This window comes from Kitasatospora sp. NPDC051705, from assembly GCF_044453265.1.
Taxonomy (GTDB): Bacteria; Actinomycetota; Actinomycetes; order Streptomycetales; family Streptomycetaceae; genus Kitasatospora.
Map to the genome: position 1 here is coordinate 257370 of NZ_JBITCO010000003.1, position 17172 is coordinate 274541.

Annotated in this window: 22 protein-coding genes and 1 tRNA gene; 4 read left to right on the forward strand and 19 right to left on the reverse strand. The window is 72.6% G+C overall.

From position 1 onward, the window contains the following. Window positions 1-82: 82 nt before the first annotated feature. A complete protein-coding gene (locus ACIA8Q_RS06045) occupies window positions 83-2752 on the forward strand; it encodes a phosphoribosyltransferase domain-containing protein (protein WP_396316812.1) in 2670 nt (889 codons plus the stop codon). Next, window positions 2752-3606 (forward strand): HAD family hydrolase, encoded by an 855-nt coding sequence (locus ACIA8Q_RS06050; RefSeq protein ID WP_396316813.1) that lies wholly within the window; start codon window positions 2752-2754, stop codon window positions 3604-3606. The genes ACIA8Q_RS06045 and ACIA8Q_RS06050 overlap by 1 nt, the downstream gene beginning before the upstream one ends. A gap of 59 nt (window positions 3607-3665) precedes the next feature. Here ACIA8Q_RS06050 and ACIA8Q_RS06055 read toward each other — a convergent pair whose 3' ends face one another. Together ACIA8Q_RS06055 and ACIA8Q_RS06060 are read right to left on the reverse strand one after the other, a co-directional pair. Next, window positions 3666-3887 carry a zinc ribbon domain-containing protein gene (locus ACIA8Q_RS06055; protein WP_360222652.1) on the reverse strand — a complete coding sequence of 74 codons (222 nt, stop codon included), beginning with the start codon at window positions 3885-3887 and terminating at the stop codon, window positions 3666-3668. Window positions 3888-4051: 164 nt separating this feature from the next. After that, entirely contained in the window at window positions 4052-5413 is a 1362-nt protein-coding gene (locus ACIA8Q_RS06060; protein WP_396316846.1) for a hypothetical protein, read from the reverse strand. A gap of 173 nt (window positions 5414-5586) precedes the next feature. Between ACIA8Q_RS06060 and ACIA8Q_RS06065 the strand changes: the two genes are divergently transcribed. Next, window positions 5587-5661, forward strand: a tRNA-Val gene (locus tag ACIA8Q_RS06065). Window positions 5662-5723: 62 nt separating this feature from the next. Here the strand turns inward: ACIA8Q_RS06065 and ACIA8Q_RS06070 are convergent. The 16 genes from ACIA8Q_RS06070 to ACIA8Q_RS06145 all read right to left on the reverse strand — a co-directional run bounded on the left by ACIA8Q_RS06070 (window position 5724) and on the right by ACIA8Q_RS06145 (window position 15427). Beyond that, window positions 5724-6893, reverse strand: coding sequence for a tyrosine-type recombinase/integrase (locus tag ACIA8Q_RS06070; protein WP_396316814.1), 1170 nt, complete (start codon window positions 6891-6893; stop codon window positions 5724-5726). Further along, the gene (locus tag ACIA8Q_RS06075) at window positions 6893-7117 is read right to left on the reverse strand and encodes a helix-turn-helix domain-containing protein (RefSeq protein WP_387898030.1); all 225 of its coding nucleotides are present in this window, start codon (window positions 7115-7117) and stop codon (window positions 6893-6895) included. Before ACIA8Q_RS06075 ends, ACIA8Q_RS06070 begins: the two co-directional genes overlap by 1 nt. Continuing rightward, window positions 7110-8450, reverse strand: a complete 1341-nt coding sequence (locus ACIA8Q_RS06080) for a replication initiator (RefSeq protein ID WP_387898032.1) — start codon at window positions 8448-8450, stop codon at window positions 7110-7112. Before ACIA8Q_RS06080 ends, ACIA8Q_RS06075 begins: the two co-directional genes overlap by 8 nt. Continuing rightward, window positions 8450-9424, reverse strand: coding sequence for a DNA cytosine methyltransferase (locus tag ACIA8Q_RS06085; RefSeq protein WP_387898034.1), 975 nt, complete (start codon window positions 9422-9424; stop codon window positions 8450-8452). The genes ACIA8Q_RS06080 and ACIA8Q_RS06085 overlap by 1 nt, the downstream gene beginning before the upstream one ends. 67 nt (window positions 9425-9491) lie before the next feature. Further along, window positions 9492-9659, reverse strand: coding sequence for a hypothetical protein (locus tag ACIA8Q_RS06090; protein WP_387898036.1), 168 nt, complete (start codon window positions 9657-9659; stop codon window positions 9492-9494). A gap of 3 nt (window positions 9660-9662) precedes the next feature. Then, entirely contained in the window at window positions 9663-9848 is a 186-nt protein-coding gene (locus tag ACIA8Q_RS06095) for a hypothetical protein (RefSeq protein ID WP_387898039.1), read from the reverse strand. Window positions 9849-9949: 101 nt separating this feature from the next. Then, window positions 9950-10498, reverse strand: a complete 549-nt coding sequence (locus ACIA8Q_RS06100; RefSeq protein WP_387898041.1) for a GGDEF domain-containing protein — start codon at window positions 10496-10498, stop codon at window positions 9950-9952. Window positions 10499-10585: 87 nt separating this feature from the next. After that, the gene (locus ACIA8Q_RS06105) at window positions 10586-11116 is read right to left on the reverse strand and encodes a hypothetical protein (RefSeq protein WP_387898044.1); all 531 of its coding nucleotides are present in this window, start codon (window positions 11114-11116) and stop codon (window positions 10586-10588) included. A gap of 23 nt (window positions 11117-11139) precedes the next feature. Further along, window positions 11140-11334, reverse strand: a complete 195-nt coding sequence (locus tag ACIA8Q_RS06110; RefSeq protein ID WP_387898047.1) for a hypothetical protein — start codon at window positions 11332-11334, stop codon at window positions 11140-11142. Between the two features lie 12 nt (window positions 11335-11346). Continuing rightward, window positions 11347-12063, reverse strand: coding sequence for a DUF2637 domain-containing protein (locus tag ACIA8Q_RS06115; RefSeq protein WP_387898049.1), 717 nt, complete (start codon window positions 12061-12063; stop codon window positions 11347-11349). A gap of 6 nt (window positions 12064-12069) precedes the next feature. Continuing rightward, window positions 12070-12234 carry a hypothetical protein gene (locus tag ACIA8Q_RS06120; protein ID WP_387898051.1) on the reverse strand — a complete coding sequence of 55 codons (165 nt, stop codon included), beginning with the start codon at window positions 12232-12234 and terminating at the stop codon, window positions 12070-12072. Further along, entirely contained in the window at window positions 12231-12413 is a 183-nt protein-coding gene (locus tag ACIA8Q_RS06125) for a hypothetical protein (protein ID WP_387898054.1), read from the reverse strand. The genes ACIA8Q_RS06120 and ACIA8Q_RS06125 overlap by 4 nt, the downstream gene beginning before the upstream one ends. A gap of 5 nt (window positions 12414-12418) precedes the next feature. Further along, the gene (locus ACIA8Q_RS06130; protein WP_387898056.1) at window positions 12419-12637 is read right to left on the reverse strand and encodes a hypothetical protein; all 219 of its coding nucleotides are present in this window, start codon (window positions 12635-12637) and stop codon (window positions 12419-12421) included. A gap of 83 nt (window positions 12638-12720) precedes the next feature. Next, window positions 12721-14103 (reverse strand): FtsK/SpoIIIE domain-containing protein, encoded by a 1383-nt coding sequence (locus ACIA8Q_RS06135; RefSeq protein WP_387898059.1) that lies wholly within the window; start codon window positions 14101-14103, stop codon window positions 12721-12723. Window positions 14104-14108: 5 nt separating this feature from the next. Continuing rightward, complete coding sequence (locus tag ACIA8Q_RS06140; protein WP_387898060.1) at window positions 14109-14465, reverse strand: hypothetical protein; 357 nt, start codon at window positions 14463-14465, stop codon at window positions 14109-14111. Between the two features lie 182 nt (window positions 14466-14647). Next, window positions 14648-15427 (reverse strand): GntR family transcriptional regulator, encoded by a 780-nt coding sequence (locus ACIA8Q_RS06145; RefSeq protein ID WP_387685950.1) that lies wholly within the window; start codon window positions 15425-15427, stop codon window positions 14648-14650. 17 nt (window positions 15428-15444) lie between these two features. On the opposite strand from ACIA8Q_RS06145, the gene ACIA8Q_RS06150 reads away from it, so the two are divergent. Beyond that, on the forward strand, window positions 15445-15924 hold the full coding sequence (locus tag ACIA8Q_RS06150) for an NUDIX hydrolase (protein WP_387898654.1): 480 nt from the start codon (window positions 15445-15447) through the stop codon (window positions 15922-15924). A 1-nt stretch (window position 15925) separates the two neighbouring features. Here the strand turns inward: ACIA8Q_RS06150 and ACIA8Q_RS06155 are convergent, their stop codons facing one another. Further along, window positions 15926-16870 carry a nuclease-related domain-containing protein gene (locus ACIA8Q_RS06155; RefSeq protein WP_387898063.1) on the reverse strand — a complete coding sequence of 315 codons (945 nt, stop codon included), beginning with the start codon at window positions 16868-16870 and terminating at the stop codon, window positions 15926-15928. Between the last annotated feature and the right edge of the window lie 302 nt (window positions 16871-17172).

The following is a 17172-nucleotide window of genomic DNA, read 5'->3' on the forward strand; positions in this document are numbered from 1 at the left end:
TTCGCTCCGGACGGCCCGATTGGTCCGGACGGCCTGATTGGGCCGGACAGCCCGATTGACCCGGACGCCCTGATTGATCCGGATGAGCTGTTCGATCCGTAGGACCTACCAGGTCCGCAAGGCCCGGCAGGTCCGAGTGGCCCACCAGGTCCGTACGACCCACAGATCCGCAACCGCACCACCGAAGGCAGGACCAGCAGTGACAGCACAGCAGACGTGGACCGGTCAGTGGGTCGCCGACCGGGCCGGCATCGGCCTGACCGGATCCGACCGCCTCCCCGAACTCGTGGGCCTCGCCCTGCGCGAGAACCGCAAGCGCGCCCACCTGCTGGTCTCCACCGTGCTCGGCAAGCACGTCCCGCAGCGGCCCTCGGTCGTCCACCGCTCCGGACTCGAACTCGGTGCCCGGGTCCGCGAACTGCTCGGCGCCGAGGCGGCCGCCCGAGCCGTCGTCCTCGGCTACGCGGAGACCGCCACCGGCCTCGGCCACAGCGTCGCCGACGGCCTCGACGCCCCCTACCTGCACTCCACCCGCCGCCCGGTACCCGGCACGGCGCCGCTCGGCGGCTTCGAGGAGGAGCACTCGCACGCCACCTCGCACCTGCTCCTCCCCGACGACCCCGGCCTGCTCGCCGGAGACGGCCCGCTGGTGCTGGTCGACGACGAGTTCTCCACCGGGCAGACCGTCCTCAACACGATCCGCGCCCTGCACGCCCGCCACCCGCGCGACCACTACGTCGTCGTCGCCCTGGTCGACCTCCGCTCGGCCGAGGACCGGCACCGGCTCGACGGCACCGCCGCCGAACTCGGCGCACGGCTCGACCTGGTGGCCACCGCCAGCGGCGCCGTCCGGCTCCCCGTCGACATCCTGGACCGCGCCGAGCGGCTGATCGCCGAGGTCGGCCCGGCCCCGGCCGCCCCGCCGGCACCCCGGCCGGCCCCGCTGGTCCGGGCCGCCCTGGACTGGCCCGCCGGACTCCCGGACGGCGGCCGGCACGGCTTCACCGCCCGGCACCGCGCCCGGCTCGACGCCGCCCTGCCCCGGTTGGCCGAGCAGCTGGCCGCGGGACTGCCCACGACGGCGGAGCGCGTCCTCGTCCTCGGCTTCGAGGAGCTGATGTACGCGCCGCTGCGCCTCGCCGACGCCCTCGCCGACCGGCTCGGCGGCGACCGCGTCCGCTACTCCACCACCACCCGCTCACCGGTCCTCGCGGTCGACGACCCCGGCTACGCCATCCGCACCCGGCTCGCCTTCCCCGCCCACGACGACCCGCAGGACGGGGCCTCGCAGGAGCGCTACGCCTACAACGTCGCCCCCGGCGCCGACCCGGCCCGCCGCTTCGACGCCGTCGTGCTGGTCGTCGACGACGTCGCCGACACGCCCGCGCTGCACGAGGGCGAGCACGCCCTGATCGGGCAGCTGCGGCAGGTCACCGACCGGGTGGTGCTCGCGGTGCTGCCCTCCCACCGGCCGTCCGGGGCGGGGCCGGCGCCCGTGCTGGCTGCGGCGTCCGGCCCGGCTGTCCCGTCCGCGCCGACTGCGGCGTCCGGCCCGGCTGCCCCGTCCAGCCTGGCTGCCCCGCCGGTCCCGGCGTCGCCCGTGGTGCTGCCGACGCCGCTCCGCGGGCCGGCGTTCTCCTCCTACCGCCCCGACGAGGTCGCCTGGCTGCTCAAGGACCTCTCCGACGTGCCGCTCGAAGCCCCCACCGAGGAGCGGGAGGAGGCCGTCCAGAACGGCGGCGCCCACTACGCCGAGTCGCTGCCGGTCGAGTACCAGCCCAGCCCCGAGTACCAGGAGCTGTTCCACCAGGCGCTGCGCAGCTCCGCCCGCCGGATCGCGCTCGCCGTCGGCACCGTCGCCGAGACCCTGCTGCGCGAACGCGGCCCCGGCCTGGTGCTGGCCTCGCTGGCCCGGGCCGGCACGCCCGTCGGCATCCTGATCCGCCGCTGGCTCGCCTTCGCCCACGGCGTCGACACCCCGCACTACGCCGTCTCGATCGTCCGCGGCCGCGGCATCGACCCGGTCGCGCTGCGCTACCTCGACGCCCACCACCCGGCCGGCGACGTGGTGTTCGTCGACGGCTGGACCGGCAAGGGCGCGATCACCCGCGAACTCGCCGAGGCCCTCGCCGGGACCGGCTTCGACCCGGACCTCGCCGTCCTCGCCGACCCCGGCCGCTGCGTGCGCACCCACGGCACCCGGGACGACTTCCTGATCCCGTCCGCCTGCCTCAACTCCACCGTCTCCGGGCTGATCTCGCGCACCGTCCTGCGGCCAGGCCTGATCGGACCGGACGACTTCCACGGCGCCAAGCACTACGCCGAACTCGGCACCGCCGACGTCTCCGCCGCCTTCCTGGACACCGTGGCCGACCACTTCGCCGCCGTCCGCGCCGAAGCCGTCGCCGCGGCCGACCGGCTCGCCGTCGACCCCGACCGTGCACCCGACTGGGCCGGCTGGGCCGCCGTCGAGCGGATCAGCGGCGAGTACGGCATCGACAACGTCAACCTGGTGAAGCCCGGCGTCGGCGAGACCACCCGGGTCCTGCTGCGCCGCGTCCCCTGGCGCGTGCTCGCCCGGCGCGGTGCCAGCGCCGACCTCGACCACGTCCGGCTGCTCGCCGCCCAGCGCGGCGTCGAGGTCGAAGAGGTCGACGGCCTGCCCTACACCTGCGTCGGCCTCATCCACCCCCGCTACAGTCGAGGCGCGACCGGAGCCTCCGGTAGGGCCGTTCTGACGAAGGAGTCCTGATGCACACCGACGTCGCGACCGAGGTGCTGGTGGCCAGCGACCTCGACCGGACGCTGATCTACTCCAACCGGGCCCTCGCCCTGGACGTGCCCGACCGGCTCGCCCCGCGGCTGCTCTCCGTCGAGGTGCACGACGGCAAGGCGCTCTCCTTCATGACCGAGCAGGCCGCCGCGCTGCTCGTCGACCTCGCCCGCGAAGCCTGCCTCGTCCCCGCCACCACCCGCACCCTCACCCAGTACGAGCGGATCAACCTGCCCGGCCCGACGCCCGGTTGGGTCCCCGCCTACGCGATCTGCAGCAACGGCGGGCAGCTGCTCGTCGACGGCGTGCCCGACCAGGACTGGCGCGCCGAGATCACCGGACGCCTCGCCGCCGGCTCCGCCCCGCTCGACGAGGTCGTCCGCCACCTCGCGCTGATCGCGGCCCCGGAGTGGACCCACAAGCGCCGCGCCGCCGACGGGCTCTTCGCCTACCTGGTCGTCGAACGCGCCGAACTGCCCGCGGGCTGGGTCGACGAGCTGACCGGCTGGTGCGCCGAACGCGGCTGGACGGTCTCCCTCCAGGGGCGGAAGGTGTACGCCGTCCCGGCGCCGCTCACCAAGAGCGCCGCCCTCGCCGAAGCCGTCCGGCGCACCGGTGCGACCACCGTCCTCGGCGCCGGCGACTCACTGCTCGACGCGGACCTGCTGCTCGCCGCCGACGCAGCCTGGCGGCCCGGGCACGGCGAACTCGCCGACTCCGGCTGGACCGCCCCCGGCGTCACCGCCCTCGACGAGGTGGGGGTGGCGGCGGGGGAGGAGATCGTCCGGCGCTTCCTCACCCGGGTCCGCGGCGGCGTCCCGGTGGCGGGCTGAGGGCTCGGGGCCGGGAGATCGGGGGCCGGGGGTGGTGGTGAACGGGAGGGTTTCGGGTCCTAGCCGCAGCACCCCCCGCCGCAGCAGCCCCCGCCACCACCGGAAGGGGCCTGCTGCGGGGCCCCGCCGGAAGCGGCACCCGTGACCGCGACGGTAGACAGCAGCTTCGCGGTGTCCTCGTGGCCCTGCGGGCAGACGGCGGGGTCGTTGGCCTGCGCCATCGGGCGACGGAGCTCGAAGGTGGCGCCGCAGGAGCGGCAGCGGAAGTCGTAGCGTGGCATACCCGCAGGGTACCCAGGGGCGGGCCCGTTGTCCGAGCCCTGCGCGGGAGCGGCCCGGCCGCTCCCCTTCCGCCCGGGTTCCCGCTCCGGGTTCCGCCCCTGCCGCCTCGCCGTGCCGTCCTGCCGTGCTGCCTTGCCGTACCGCCTTGCCGTACCGCCTTGTCCTACCGGTGACCGCCGAGATCGCCGCGGATCAGGTCGATCACCCGGGCCGCCGTCTCCCGCACGCCCGCCAGCTCCGTCAGGAAGTGCCAGTAGTCGGGATGCCGGCCGGCCGCCTCCAGCACGGCCACCGCCCGGTCCAGCCGCGCCACCGCCTCGTCCAGCGGCGCCGCGTGCCGCGGGTCCGGCGCGCTGCGGCCCGCCATCGCCAGCCGTTGCGCGTCACGCAGCGCGAAGCGGGCCCGCTCGACCTCGCGGCTCGGATCGTGCTGCACCTCGTTCAACTGGCGCAGCCGGTCGTTCACCGCGACCACCGAACCGTCCGCCGTGTCCAGCAGCGCGCGCACCGTACCGATCGCGCCCGTCGCGTCCGCCCAGCGCTGCTCGTCCCGCGCCCGCGAGGCCTCCGCCAGCTTGCGCTCCGCAGCCCGGCCGGTCTCCGCGACCTGGTCCGGCACCCGCTGCAGGTCCTGCCAGCAGGCCGTGCTGAACCGACGGCGCAACTCGCTCAGCGCCGGCTGGACCGTCTCCGCCTTCGTCTCCAGCGCCTGGATCCGGGTCCGCAGGCTGGCCACCCGCCGGTCGATCTCCCTGGCCCGCTCCGGCAACTGCCCGGCATCCGCCGCGATCGCCTCCGCGCGCTGCTTCACCCCGTCCGCGCGACGCAGCGTCTCCGCCACCCCGTGCCGGGCCGGGCCCTCGTTCAGCCGCCCCAACTCCGGGGCCAGTTCGGCCAGCCGGGCCGCCAGGTCGTCCGCCCGCAGGCCGGCCCCGCGCGCCGCGTCCAGCGCGTTGCTCGCCTCCAGCAGGGACCGCTTCGCCTGCTCGACCGCCGGGGCGACCCGCATCAACTGCTGCTCGGCCCGATCGACGGCCGGCTGCAGCCGCTGCAGGAAGTCGTTCAGCTCCGCCCGGGCGGACCCGAGCTGCCCCTTCACGTCCTCCAGCTGCCGCCGGGCCCGCGCCGCGGCACCGGGATCCAGCGCCTCGTCGTCCAGGTTGTACGCGTCCAGGGCGCCCAGATAGTTCACGGTGACCTGGTCCACCCGGCCGGAGATCGCCTCCAGGTCGGCCAGCGCCCGCCGGGTCGCCGCCTCGTCCTCACCCGCCCGGACCGTCTCCACCGCCAGCTGCACCTCGCGCTGCGTCGAGTCCAGCTCGTAGAACGCCTCCTGCGCGGCGTCCCGGGCCGCCTTGGCCTCCGCCCGCACACCGTCCCCACCGCGCCGGCCCCACCAGCCACCGCTCCCGGCCGAGGCCAACCCCACCGCACCCAGCGCACCCGCCAGCACCACCGGCAACACCAGCGCGTCGGCCAGCGCACTTCCCGCCCGACGCCACCCCCGCCCGCTCCCGCCGGCCACCGTCACTGCGCGCTCCCTGCTCCGACCCTCTGATCCACCCCCATTCTTCCCGATCGCCCCACCCCACCGGCACCCCCCACCACCCGTCCCACCCCCCGACCACCCCGCACCACACCACCCCCCGGAACCAGGTACCCTAGGCACTCGTCGTGCGCCCACCAGCCCACGACGGGGGGCGCGTAGCTCAGCGGTAGAGCGCTGCTCTTACAAAGCAGATGTCGGCGGTTCGAAACCGTCCGCGCCCACCAGCACGAAGGGCCAGTTCGGAGGAGTGATCCTCACGAACTGGCCCTTGGTCGTTTCAGGGGTCTCAGTCTGGCCGTGCCACCGGCGTGCCAGATGCCCCCGGCGCCGGTCTTTGCTCGCCGAGCGCCTGGCGGACGGCTTCGCCCATGCGGTCGGCGATGGCGCGGTCCCGATCGCTGGTCATGTGCTGGTAGATGAGCGCGGCTCGGGTGCTGCTGTGGCCCATCCGGGTCATGAGCTCCCGAGTGCTGGCGCCGTTCTGCGAGGCGAGGGTGTTCCCGGTGTGGCGCAGGTCGTGGAAGTGGGCGTCCGCGCTCACCCCGGCGGCGGTGCGGGCCCGGATCCAGTCGTCCCGGAAGTTGCTCCGGCGGAGCTTGCCGCCGCGGGGTCCGATGAACAGGTGCCCGTCCGGGCCGGGGCCGGCGTACCGGTCGAGGTGGTGCTCCAGGTCGTCCACGATCTCGGTGGGGAAGGCGACGGGGCGGAAGCCCGCGCGGCTCTTCGGTGCCTTGTCGTAGAGCCGTCCGCTGTTCAGCTCCGCCTGGTTGCGCTGCACCCGGACGAGCCGGTTCGCCAGGTCGACGTCCCGCCGGCGGAGAGCGGCCAGCTCCCCGAACCGGAGCGTAGTGAACGCGGTCAGCAGTACCAGGGCCCGCCAGCGCGGACCGATGGCGTCAGCGACGGAGAACACCTCAGACACGGAGAGGACAGGCCGTTCCGGGACGTCGTAGGTGTCGGCCCCCTTGATCCGGCACGGGTTGCGTTGGATCAACTCGTCATCGAGGGCGGTGTTCATGATGCCCCGCAGCAGCTGGTACGCCTTGACGACGGAGGGTTCGCCGGCCCCGGCCTCCAGGAGGGCGGAGCGCCAGGAGCGCACCCGAGCCGGGGTGATCTCGGCGAGTGTCCGGTGCCCCAACCCGGGCTGGATGTACTGGCGGAGGGTGATGGCGTACCGCTCGCGCGTGCTCTCCTCCAGCTTGCGGTCCCGCAGCCAGGCCGCGGCGAAGTCGCCGAGCTTGACCTTCCCGGCGTCCGGGTCGCTCCACCGGTCGCGCTTGATGTCGGCTTCGATGAGCGTGAGCGCGATATCGGCGTCCGTCTTGGTGGGGTAGGTCTGCTCACCGGGCCGCATCAGGCCGGTGACCGGGTCCAGATAGCGGATCTGCCACCGGCCGGAGGCGAGTTGGCGGACCGAGCCGAAGCGCCGACGGTTGCCCCTGGAGTTGGCCATCACGCCACCTTCCGGGCCGGACGACGGCGGGAGGCCACGGGCTGCACGGTCCGTTCGGCGATGAATGCGTCGATGGCCGAGGCGGGGATGCGCACGTGGTGGCCGAGCTTGACGTAGGCGATGCGTCGTTCGGCGATCAGCCGGCGGGGGAACCGTTCCCCGCTGGTCTCCCAGGTGCCGAGCAGTTCGGCGGCCTGTGCGGCGGTCAGCAGGCGGTCAGTCATGGGTCGGTTCTCCTTCCCTGCCAGGTGCGGGTTGCAGTGCTTGGGTGAGCCAGGCTTCGCCGCGGGTGAGGCCGAGGCCGGCGAAGGCCCAGTGGGCGAGGACGAGCGTGGTGTCATCGGTGGCCGGGGCGTCGGGGCCGTGGAGGCGTTCGAGAGTCTGGGCGCGGCGCCAGGCGGTGCGGGCGTCGCGGAGTGCGCCGAGGGTGGTCGAGTACTTGCGGGTCTTGGTGGAGAAGTGGCCGCGGAAGCCGAGCATGTGGGCCCAGGCGCGGAGGCGGAGTTCCGCCAGTTGGGGGCGGGCGCCGAGGTTCCAGCAGGTCCGGATGAGCCGGCGGGCGTGCTCGGGGATGTCGTGCTGGGCGATCTCGGCGAGGAACCGGACGGGGCGGTCCAGGGTGCCGGTGGCGGCTTCGGCGCCCTTGGTCGCGTACTTGGCGATGTAGGCGGCGACAGCCCGTTCGGTGATCTGGACGGGGCCGGTGAAGTCGGCGTTGCGGATCGTCCGGATGTCGATCTGCTTGCCGAAGGCGAAGCGGTGCTGTCGGCCGTCGACCAGCGGGCCGGCGATGTCGGCCCGGCGGGCGGCGGCGCGGATGGCGTCGGTGAGCAGGCCAGCGGTTGCCCAGGCGGGTGGGGGCGTATTCCCGCCTTCGGGGCCGTCGAGGCGGATGACAGCGTGGAAGTGGATGGCGCCGCGCTTCTGGTACTCGGCGACCTTGCCGAAGGAGACCCGGGCGATGTCCTTGAAGGCGCGCTGGGAGAGTCCGGCGAGCTTGGCGATCTCTCGGCGCAGGTGGATGGTGAACCGGGCCCAGATCTTGCCCGCGTGGGCGTTCCACAGGACATGGCCTGCGTAGTCGTACGTCTCGGGATCCAGCGGTGAGCCGAGTAGCGGGTCATCGGCCGGGTGGGCGGTGCCGCAGCGGCAGGCGCCGGAGCCGGGCCGGTTGTGGACGGGGCCGAAGCTGGGCGCGGTGAAGGTGGCGAACACCCGGGGATGGGCGGACACCGTCTCCGGGGTTCCCTTGCCGCCGACGAGTCCCGCGGTGATCAGGTGGTAGGTGTCGCGGCGGTAGGTCTCGGCGCACGACGGGCAGCGGGTGACGCGGCGGTTGCCGCAGCGCAGGAGCAGGTTCCCGGCGGGCAGGTCGGCCGACTCCATGTGGTGGAGTACTTGTCCGGTGGCTTCGTTGATCTCGGTGCGCCAGCCGTCGAGGCGGACGGGCGAGGTGCAGCCGGCGAGTCCGGACAGCTGTCGCATCAGGGCGGGCATGGTGCCGAGCTGGGCGATTCCAAGGAGATCGGCGACCGGCGGAGCGGTGGTGGTGGCCATCAGGCAGCCACCGCCAGCCGCAGGCGAGCGGGTTCCAGAACCGAGCGGAGGACCGCGGTGGCGAGGCCGGGCGGGACGGCGTTGCCGATCTGCTCGAACTGCTTGGTCCGGGAGCCGGTCCACGGGTGGCCAGCGGGGAAGTCCTGGAGAACACCGGCTTCGGCGGCGCTCAGTTCGCGCTCCGGGTCGGATTCGGTGGAGAGCTTCCACGACCGAGCGCGGCCCGTCAGGGTCCAGGCCGGGCCGGCGGTGGTGAAGCGGTTGCCGCCAGCGGTGTGCTCGCCGCGGGTGGTGACGTCGCCAGCGGAAAGCCCAAGGGCGTCGGCCATGGTGGTCCAGGCGGCGCGGCCGGGGCCGAAGAGGTTTTCGGGTTCGGACACTTTGGCGTGGGTGGCTTCGGGCGGGGCGACTTGGCGCGTCGTGGAGGCCAGGAGAAAGGCGCGGCGGCGGGTCTGCGGTATGCCGTGGTCGGCGGCGTTGAGGATGCCGACCCAGGTTGAGTAGCCGACCGTGCGCAGGACACGGGCCATGTGGTCGAAGAGGGGTTCCACCGAGGGGACTTCTTCCAGGGCGATCCATTCCGGGCGGATGTCGAGGGCGTACCTCAGAGGCTCGACGGCCAGGAGCGAGCGTGCATCGACGCAGGCGGTCCGAAGGACGGTGCGGGTGTCGCGGCCAGCGGCGAGGTCGTCAAGGGCTTGGTGGCAGAGCGTGATGTCGTCACCCCCGGCGCCGAGCCCGGCTGAGCTGAACGTCTGGCACGGCGCGGAGCCGATCAGGCCGGAGACCTTGCCGATGAGCGGGGCAGTCGGGTAGGCGGCGACGTCGGTGCGGATGGTGTGGTGGCCGGCGGCGGCGCGGGTTGTGCAGGCGGCGGCATCGATCTCAAGGCCGATGTCGGTGTGGCCGAGACGGCGCAGCCCCTCGGACCAGCCGCCGGGGCCGGCGAACAGGTCGATGATGTGGCGGTTCAATGCGGTTCCTCCCTCCGTGGGGAGGCCCCGGGACGGACCAGCGGTACCAGTCCCGGGGCCGGGCTGGTCAGGACTGGTCGGCGGGCTTCTGGTGGTGGTCGGTCCACTCCTCGGCACACACCTTGTGGACGGGCTTGCCGCGGTCGGAGCGGAGGTTGGTGGGCTTCTTGCAGACGCCGCAGGGAGCGGGCTTGGCGGCCCAGTGCTTGGAGTCGCGCCAGTCGAGGAGTGCCATCGGTCAGACCGCCTTGGCAGCGGTGGCCAGCGGGCGGGCGACGGTGCCGGTGCCGTGGCAGGTGGGGCAGGTGACCGGGACGGTGGCGCGGGAGCCGTCGCGGAGGCGGACGCCGGTGGCGATGTGCGCGGTGGCGTGACCCGAGCAGTTCGGGCAGATCCGGGTCGGGGCGTGGCTGTGCTGCGGCATGATGGTGCTCTCCTTCGTGGGCTTCGGTTCGGGAAGGGGTTGCGGCCTCGGGGCGGCGGGATGCTTGGCGGCGTGTTGCCGCCCCGGGGCCGGTCTTCGAATCAGCGGCGGCGGGAGGTTCGGCCGTCGCGCTTGTGCGCGTACATGTCCCGGTCGGCGGAGGCGAGCGCGTCCGTGAGCGAGACGACCGGCAGCTCGGCGACGGGGCAGATGCCCACCGAGGCGGAGGCCGGGAGCGTGAAACCGGCGTATGGGACCGGCTGGTTGAGGGCCGTGCGGAGGTCGGGCAGGCGCGCGGGGGCGTCCAGGACGACGGCGGCGAACTCGTCCCCGCCGAGGCGGGCGGCGATGCCGGAGCGGCCGCACCACGCGGACAGGCGGACGGCGGTGGCGGTGATGACCGCGTCGCCGGCGTCGTGGCCGTAGGTGTCGTTGGTGGCCTTGAAGTCGTCCAGGTCGACCAGCAGCACCGAGGCGCGGTCCGGGTGGCGCTGGGTCAGCCGGTGGGCGCGGGCGGTGAAGCCGCTGCGGGTGTGGAGCCCGGTGAGCGGGTCACGGCGGGAGGTGGCGAGGCGCCGGTTCAGCCAGGTGCCGTGGGTGGTCCATCCGATCAGCGGTACACCGGCGGCAAGGATCGTGGGCACGTCCATGTGCGGTCCTTCGTGTTGGGCGGGTGGTTGGGGGTTGCGATCTCCGGGCGGCGGGATACTGGCGGCGTGTTGGCCGTCCCGGGGAGGTCAGAGGCCGAGGCGCTGGGCGCGGACGGCGGCCTGGTCGAGCAGGTGGTGGATGTCGGCCCTGCGGGTGGTGGGGCGGTCGTTGTACTCGTCCGGGGAGCGGACGGGGCGCCTGGTGGCGTGCAGGATCTCCATGAGCTGGACCCGGGCGGTGGTGACCGTGGCCGGAGTGCCGTAGCCGTGGGCGAGGACGGCGGCCTGGGCGCCGAGGAGGCAGACGCGGCCGGCCGAGTCCCACATGGCGCCCTGGAGCCAGCCGAAGACGTCGATGTAGCGGGAGGTGAGCCGGAGGTGGCCGGCGGCGCTCACCGGGACCGGGCGGGCAGGGCGGTGGGTGACCCGGTCGAGAAGCGTGAGCCGCGGGACCGGGTAGCCGGCATTCCAGGCCTGGGCGGCGGAGCCGAGCGGTGAGACGTACGGCACGGCGATGCGGGCCGGGGCGGGCAGGGAGGCCAAGTACGCCTCGATTTCGGCGACGAGGCCGGAGCCGTCCACGGTGACCAGGGGCGGTAGGCGGACAGTGGTCTTCACGGGCAACTCCCTTGTCTTGTTGGTTACTTGGTGGTCTCGTTGATGATGTTCACGCCGTCGTGGGTGGTGTTGTCGATCAGCGGGGCGGCGGAGGTGTCGGCGAGGTAGAAGCCGAGGAGGACCAGCGCGGCGACGGCCCACCAGCGCAGTCGGAGGTTCCGGACGATGAACCAGGCGGCGAGCGCGAGGATCAGCAGGAAGGGCAGCTGGATGTTCATCACGTAGGTCCTTCAGGCGAGTTCGGCGGCGAGCGCCGAGGCGAGCGGGTCTTGGACTCCGAGGCGGGCGCGGAGCGTGGCGGCATCGATCGGAGTGCCGGTCCGGGTGCGGTGGTCGTCGGCGACCTTGCGGGCGTGGTCGAGGAGAAAGCCCGGGACCGCGGGCGCCGAGGCCGGCGCGGGGACCGGGGACGGTGCCGGGGCGGGAGCCGGTTCGATCGCCGGGACAGCCGCGGGCGCCGGAACCGGCATCGGCTCGACGTCCGGTTCGGTGATCGGTTCGGCGGCCGGGGCGTACAGCGGCGGGTCATCGTCGACCTCGGCGTAGTCCGGTTCCAGCTCGGCCGGCGGGGCTTCCTCGCCGGGCACGGTGGCCGAGTGGGCCAGCAGGGTGCCGCCGAGGAAGGCGGCGGCGGGCCAGCCGGCGACCAGGACTCGGAGCCAGGCCGGGGCGTGGCCGAGGTCGAGCAGCCCGGCGGTTCCGACGTTGGCGCCGAGCGAGGCGGCCAGCGCGATCACGAACCAGCACCAGGCGAGCCGACGGGCGGTTCCGCCGCGCATCCGGCGCCAGGCGGCGACGAGCAGGAGGTCGACGGACACCGGGTAGGCCCAGGACTTCCAGCCGCTCTGGCCGGCGGCCTCGGCGAGGTCGTGCAGGTGGGCGAAGGAGAGCGCGGCGGCGATCACCGCTTGCGCGAGTACGGCGTCCAGCTTGGGGAGTCGGCGCATGTTCATTCACCTGGTACTGGTCGCTCGGCGGGTGGCGGTGACGTAGAGGCGACGGTGGCCGGAGTCCCGCGCGGGGAGTTCCTTGACGTCGTGCACGCGCCACAGCCGGCAGAGGTCGGCGACGGCGGTCGGCACGTCGTTGACGTCGCAGATCACGCGAATCTGGATCACAGCGATGCCTCCATGGCGATGCCGGTACCGAGGCAGTCCAGGCACGTGGCCTCCTGCTCGGCGATCCGACGACGGCGGGCGCCACGGCCGACGTACACGGACTCGGTGGTCTGGCCGGTGCCCTTGCAGGGCTGACAGGGCGCAGGCTTCGGCGGCGCGGTGCGCTTGCGGGCGGCCACCGGGGTCACCGGCGGTTGCGCTGGGCGCGGTCGGCGGCGGCGCGGGCCTCTCGGGCGACCTGGGCGGCGTCGCGGTCGTCCGGGTTGGCCTGGGCGATGCGCTCCAGCAGGTCCGCCTTGTCGGCGAGCAGCGGGCCGGTGTCGGTGTCGGTGTCGTTGTCGCGGGCGGCTTTGAGGTGGCCGAGGAAGGCGCCGATCTCGGCGATGGACGGCTTGCGGGACATGGGCGGGTCTCCTCCTAGTCGAGGCATGGCGGGGGTTGGGACTTGGCACGAAGCGGTCGCGCCAACCGGTGAGTGAGGTGCCGCTACTCGGCGGCCGGGACCGGCGCGAAGGGCATCGGCGGGATGTTCGCCGGCGTGGCGGCCGGCGGGCGGAAGGCCGCCAGGCGGTCCAGGTCGGGCGTCAGGTGCGCGAACTCAGCGCAACGCTCGGCGACTTCGGTGAGCGAGCGGAACGGGGTGCGGATCGCGGACCACTGGCCGGAGGTGTCGCCGGCGACGGCCATCCCTGGCATGTCGGGGCTGATCCGGGTGGACGCGGCGACGGCGGCATCCGAGATGTCACCGAGCCCCATCTTCGCCGTCTCCAGGTCGTTGACCCGGTGGACGGTGCGGCTGGTGAGCTGGGAGCGGAGCAGGGTCGCGCCCTTGCCCAGCTCCGAGCCGAAGCGCTGGCCCGAGATCTCCAAGAAGATGCCCACGGCGCGGGCGAGTTGGGCGAGCCGGATGAGCGCCGTGACGATCTGGTTCCGCCGATCCTCATCGGCCCTGCTGGCGACCAGGAACAGCTCCGCGATCTCGTCCACCACGACTACGATCGGCACCGGCCGGACCTTGACGGGCAGGCCCCAGATATCGGCGGTCAGGTCCTCGGCCGCCACCGATCCGGGGACACCCTGGTGGTCGCGGATCAGGTCGTACCGGTCGTCCATCTCGACCAACAGCGCGAGCAGCAGGCCAAGCGCTTCGCCCTGGTCGGTGGCCAGCGCGGACATCCGCGGGGCGAAGGGGCGCTGTTCGACGCCACGCTTACAGTCGATGCCCACCAGGGCAACGGGCTGCGGAGCGAGGCCGTGGATCAGGTTCCGGGTGAACATCGACTTGCCGGACTGGTTGGCACCGAGGTTCAGCCCGTTCGGAGCCTGCCGGTAGTCCCGGTGGTGCACGGTCCCATCGGCCCGCAGCGCGACCGGGACCCGCAGCAGCTCATGAGACTTGGCGCCGGCGCGACGCGGCATGCGCACGTTCCGGAGAACGTCGAAGCCGACGATCCGCAGATCCACCACCCCGGGCTTGACCTCCGAGACGTGCACCGCGTGAACGCCCCAGGCGTGCCGAAGCCGCTCGGCCGCATCGTCCAGGTCCGACGTCTGCTGACCATGGGCGAGCCGGAGCCGGACCCGCAGGCCGGTCGAGCTCGCCTGCATGCCCCGGATCCTCGGCATCGCGGGCTTCGTCGGCCGATTGGTGGCGGACGAGGCCATGGCGCGCCAGAACGACGGTTCCACGGTCAGCCCGCAGGCCTCCATGACGTTCTCGAAGTCGTGCCAGATGCGGTGGACGGTCAGCGGGAGGCCGACGGTCGCCCAGTAGGTCCGGGGCATCTTCGCCTTGGCGTAGAGCGCTCCGGAGCCGACGGCGGCCGCGGGGACGCTCAGCTCCAGGAGCGTCGTCGTCAGGGTGTTCACGATGGTCAGGCGTTCGTGCCGACGAGGGCCGGCGCGGCGGTGACGGTCACGGCGTCGGCCCGGAAGGCGATGCCGGAGCGCTTCTGGCCGTTGAACTCGTTCTCCCACGGCCGGGCGATGAGCCGGGTGAGGCTGACCAGCACGCCCGGCGCCAGCCCGTCCGGGATGCCCGGCTGCGGCACGGTCAGGGACAGGATGTCGGCCTCGCCGTTGGCCACGAACGTGACGTCCAGCGTGACCAGCGGCGCGCCGGTCTCGGCGTCCATGGCCATCTCGCCGGTGCGGCGGTCCTTCAGCTTCGGTCGGGGCGCCTGGGCGACCATCACCAGTGCGGCGGTCGTGTCGACGGGGATGAAGCGCATTCTCTGGCTCCTTCATCGGGCACCCGGGTCAATGAGCACAGCCGGGTGCTTCTCCTCTAGCGGAGTGAAGCTCATGCACTCATGTACATGAGTTGATGGATAGAAGAGTGTCCGACTCCTGTACATGAGTCAACCCGCCGCGAGAAAGAATCTCGCGACGGGTTGCGGGAGTTGAGGTGGCGTCAGTCCCGTGCTGGGAAGCGGTAGTCAAGAACGAACTGGTCAGCAGCCATCACGGTGTCACAGACCTCGACGACGCGGCCGGCGTCCGAGATGGCGTCCCGGACGAGATGGATCACCGGGGAGCCGGGGCTCAACGCCAACGCCGCCGTCTCCGCCTTGGTAGCCAGGCGGGCCCGGACCGTCTCGGTGAACTCAGCCAGCCTGTGGCCGTGCTCCTCCAGCCGTGCGTAGATGCCACCGCCGCCGGGGTTCTCGGCGAAGGTCTCCGGGATGTCCTTGACCACGTCCCACGGCAGGTAGGACGTTGCTTCCTCGGTCGGAGTCCCGTCGCGGAAGTACCGTCGCTTGCGGGCCAGCACCTTCGAGCCGGCGGGCACGTTCAGCCGCTCGGCGATCTCCTCCGGGGCGTCGACCGGTCCGACGAAGAGCACGTTCACGGAGGGCTTGCCGCCGGATTGCTCGGCCTCGGCAAGATAGGCCGCCTTGCCGGCGAGCCGGTGGGCGCGGCGGAAGCGGTCCGAGGACTTGCGCTGGACCGGAGGACGGGAGCGGACGAAAGAGCCGCGGCCGTGGTGCGTCTCGATCAGCTGCGTCGTCCGTAGCTCGGCGACGGCCTTGCGGACCGTGCCGGAGGCCACTCCATAGCGCTCCATGAGCTCGGCTTCACTGGGGATCGCCGCCCCCGGGGCCAGGACCCCGGACCGGATCTGCGACGCCAGGTCATCCGCGATCTGCTGGTACTTCGCCTTCGCCGTCGATGCGGCCTCGCCACTCGCCATGGTGCTACAGGTCTCCTATTCTCCTGTACATGAGTACCAGTCCCTCGCGACAAGTTTCAACGCCTCTCCACTCCGTGTCCGTGGCCGGGGCGGTGGTGCGTGAGGACGGCCGGATTCTCGCGATCCGGCGAGCCGACAACGGCACCTGGGAACCGCCCGGCGGAGTGCTGGAACTGTCGGAGACGGTCGAGGACGGCGTGCGCCGCGAGGTGTACGAGGAGACCGGGATCAAGGTCTCGGTGGAGCGGCTCACCGGGGTCTACAAGAACGTGACCCGTGGCATCGTTGCCCTGGTCTTCCGGTGCCACCCCGAGGGCGGCAGCGAGCAGCTGTCCGACGAGTCGACGGCCGTCGCCTGGCTCACCCCGGAAGAGATCACCGACCGCATGGGCGAGGTCTACGCCGTCCGCCTGCTCGACGCCGTCCGGAGCGACACGGTCCCGCAGGTCCGGACCCATGACGGGCGGACGCTCATCGACATGCCGCGGGCAAGCTGAGTCAGCGAGTCTTCTTGCCGCGCTTGCCTATCTGGCTCCAGACATGGCGGTGGCGAGCGATGGTGAAGACCCGGTCCACCCTGCTCGGGGACAGCGCGGCCGGCCGAGTGGGCAGGACGTCGGCGATCTGTTCGCCATCGATGACCGTCACCGCCGGCGCCGCCCCAAGCGTGATCTTCTGGGCGCCGACGACGGCGATGACCGGGTGAACAGGCACCTCGAAGCCGCACCACTCGGTGAGCAGTCTGGCGGTACGGCTCGCCTCGAACTCCGAGTTCTCCAGGTACGGGAAGCCGTTGCGGTTGACCTTCACCACCTTGTCGCCGACCCACACGGTGGCGCCCGGGTGGTGCTTCGAGTTGACCGTGAAAACGCCCGGCGGACCGATCACCACGTGGTCGATGTCGGACCCGGACGGCAGCGGCACCCCGTGTAGGACCCTCCAGCCGGCGACCTTCAACGGCTCCAGCCGGGCCCCGACGATCTGCTCGCCCTCCAGACCACGAAGCGTGCTCGAATCGCCGAGACGCTGGCGAGAGAGCTTGGCAGCGAGGCGGACAAGCAGCCCGTACCGCTCTTCGCCCTCACGCACCAGGCTCTCCAGCCCGGCACCGGGCAGGTTCCGTGAAAGGTCGTCCTCGTCGCGCATCGGGGGCAGGAACGGGACCTCTGCACGAGGCTGCGGCACCTGTGCTGAGACCACCTTCGGAGGCAGGTTCTTCTCTCCGCGACGCTGGACGATGCGGGGCGGCACATGAGCGCCGAAGGATCGGCACCACTCTTCGACCTTGGCCAGTGCAGACTCCTCGAACTCCGGGAGCTCGACCATGACAACGCCGGTCTTGCAGTCCAGCCAGGCCACCGAATCGCCGCGGGCACCAGCCTTGTTGACGTAGAGCCGTTCCTTCCCCGGCACCCGCCAAGGCTTGACCACCAGCGCTGTCATGCGTCCCCCTCCGGCATGCGCGTCCTGACCATGGTCAGCATGCCCACGCGCGGATCGGCAGGAACGCGGAGAAGCAGACAGCCGGGCCAGTTCAGCCAGAGGCAAGGAGGCAGAGCGGAAGGGGTGCGAGAAGGAGGAAGCGGGAGGGTGGGTGCGTAAAAATCTTCTCCACGGGTTCAAGGGCGCGCACAGCGCGCCAGCGCGCGGCCCTGCCGCTCGCCGTCGCTCCTGTCTGCGCCCCGCTTCGGCGGCGGCCGGCCGCGCACGACGAGCGTGTGGCCGGGAGGGAGCCGGGGTTAGAG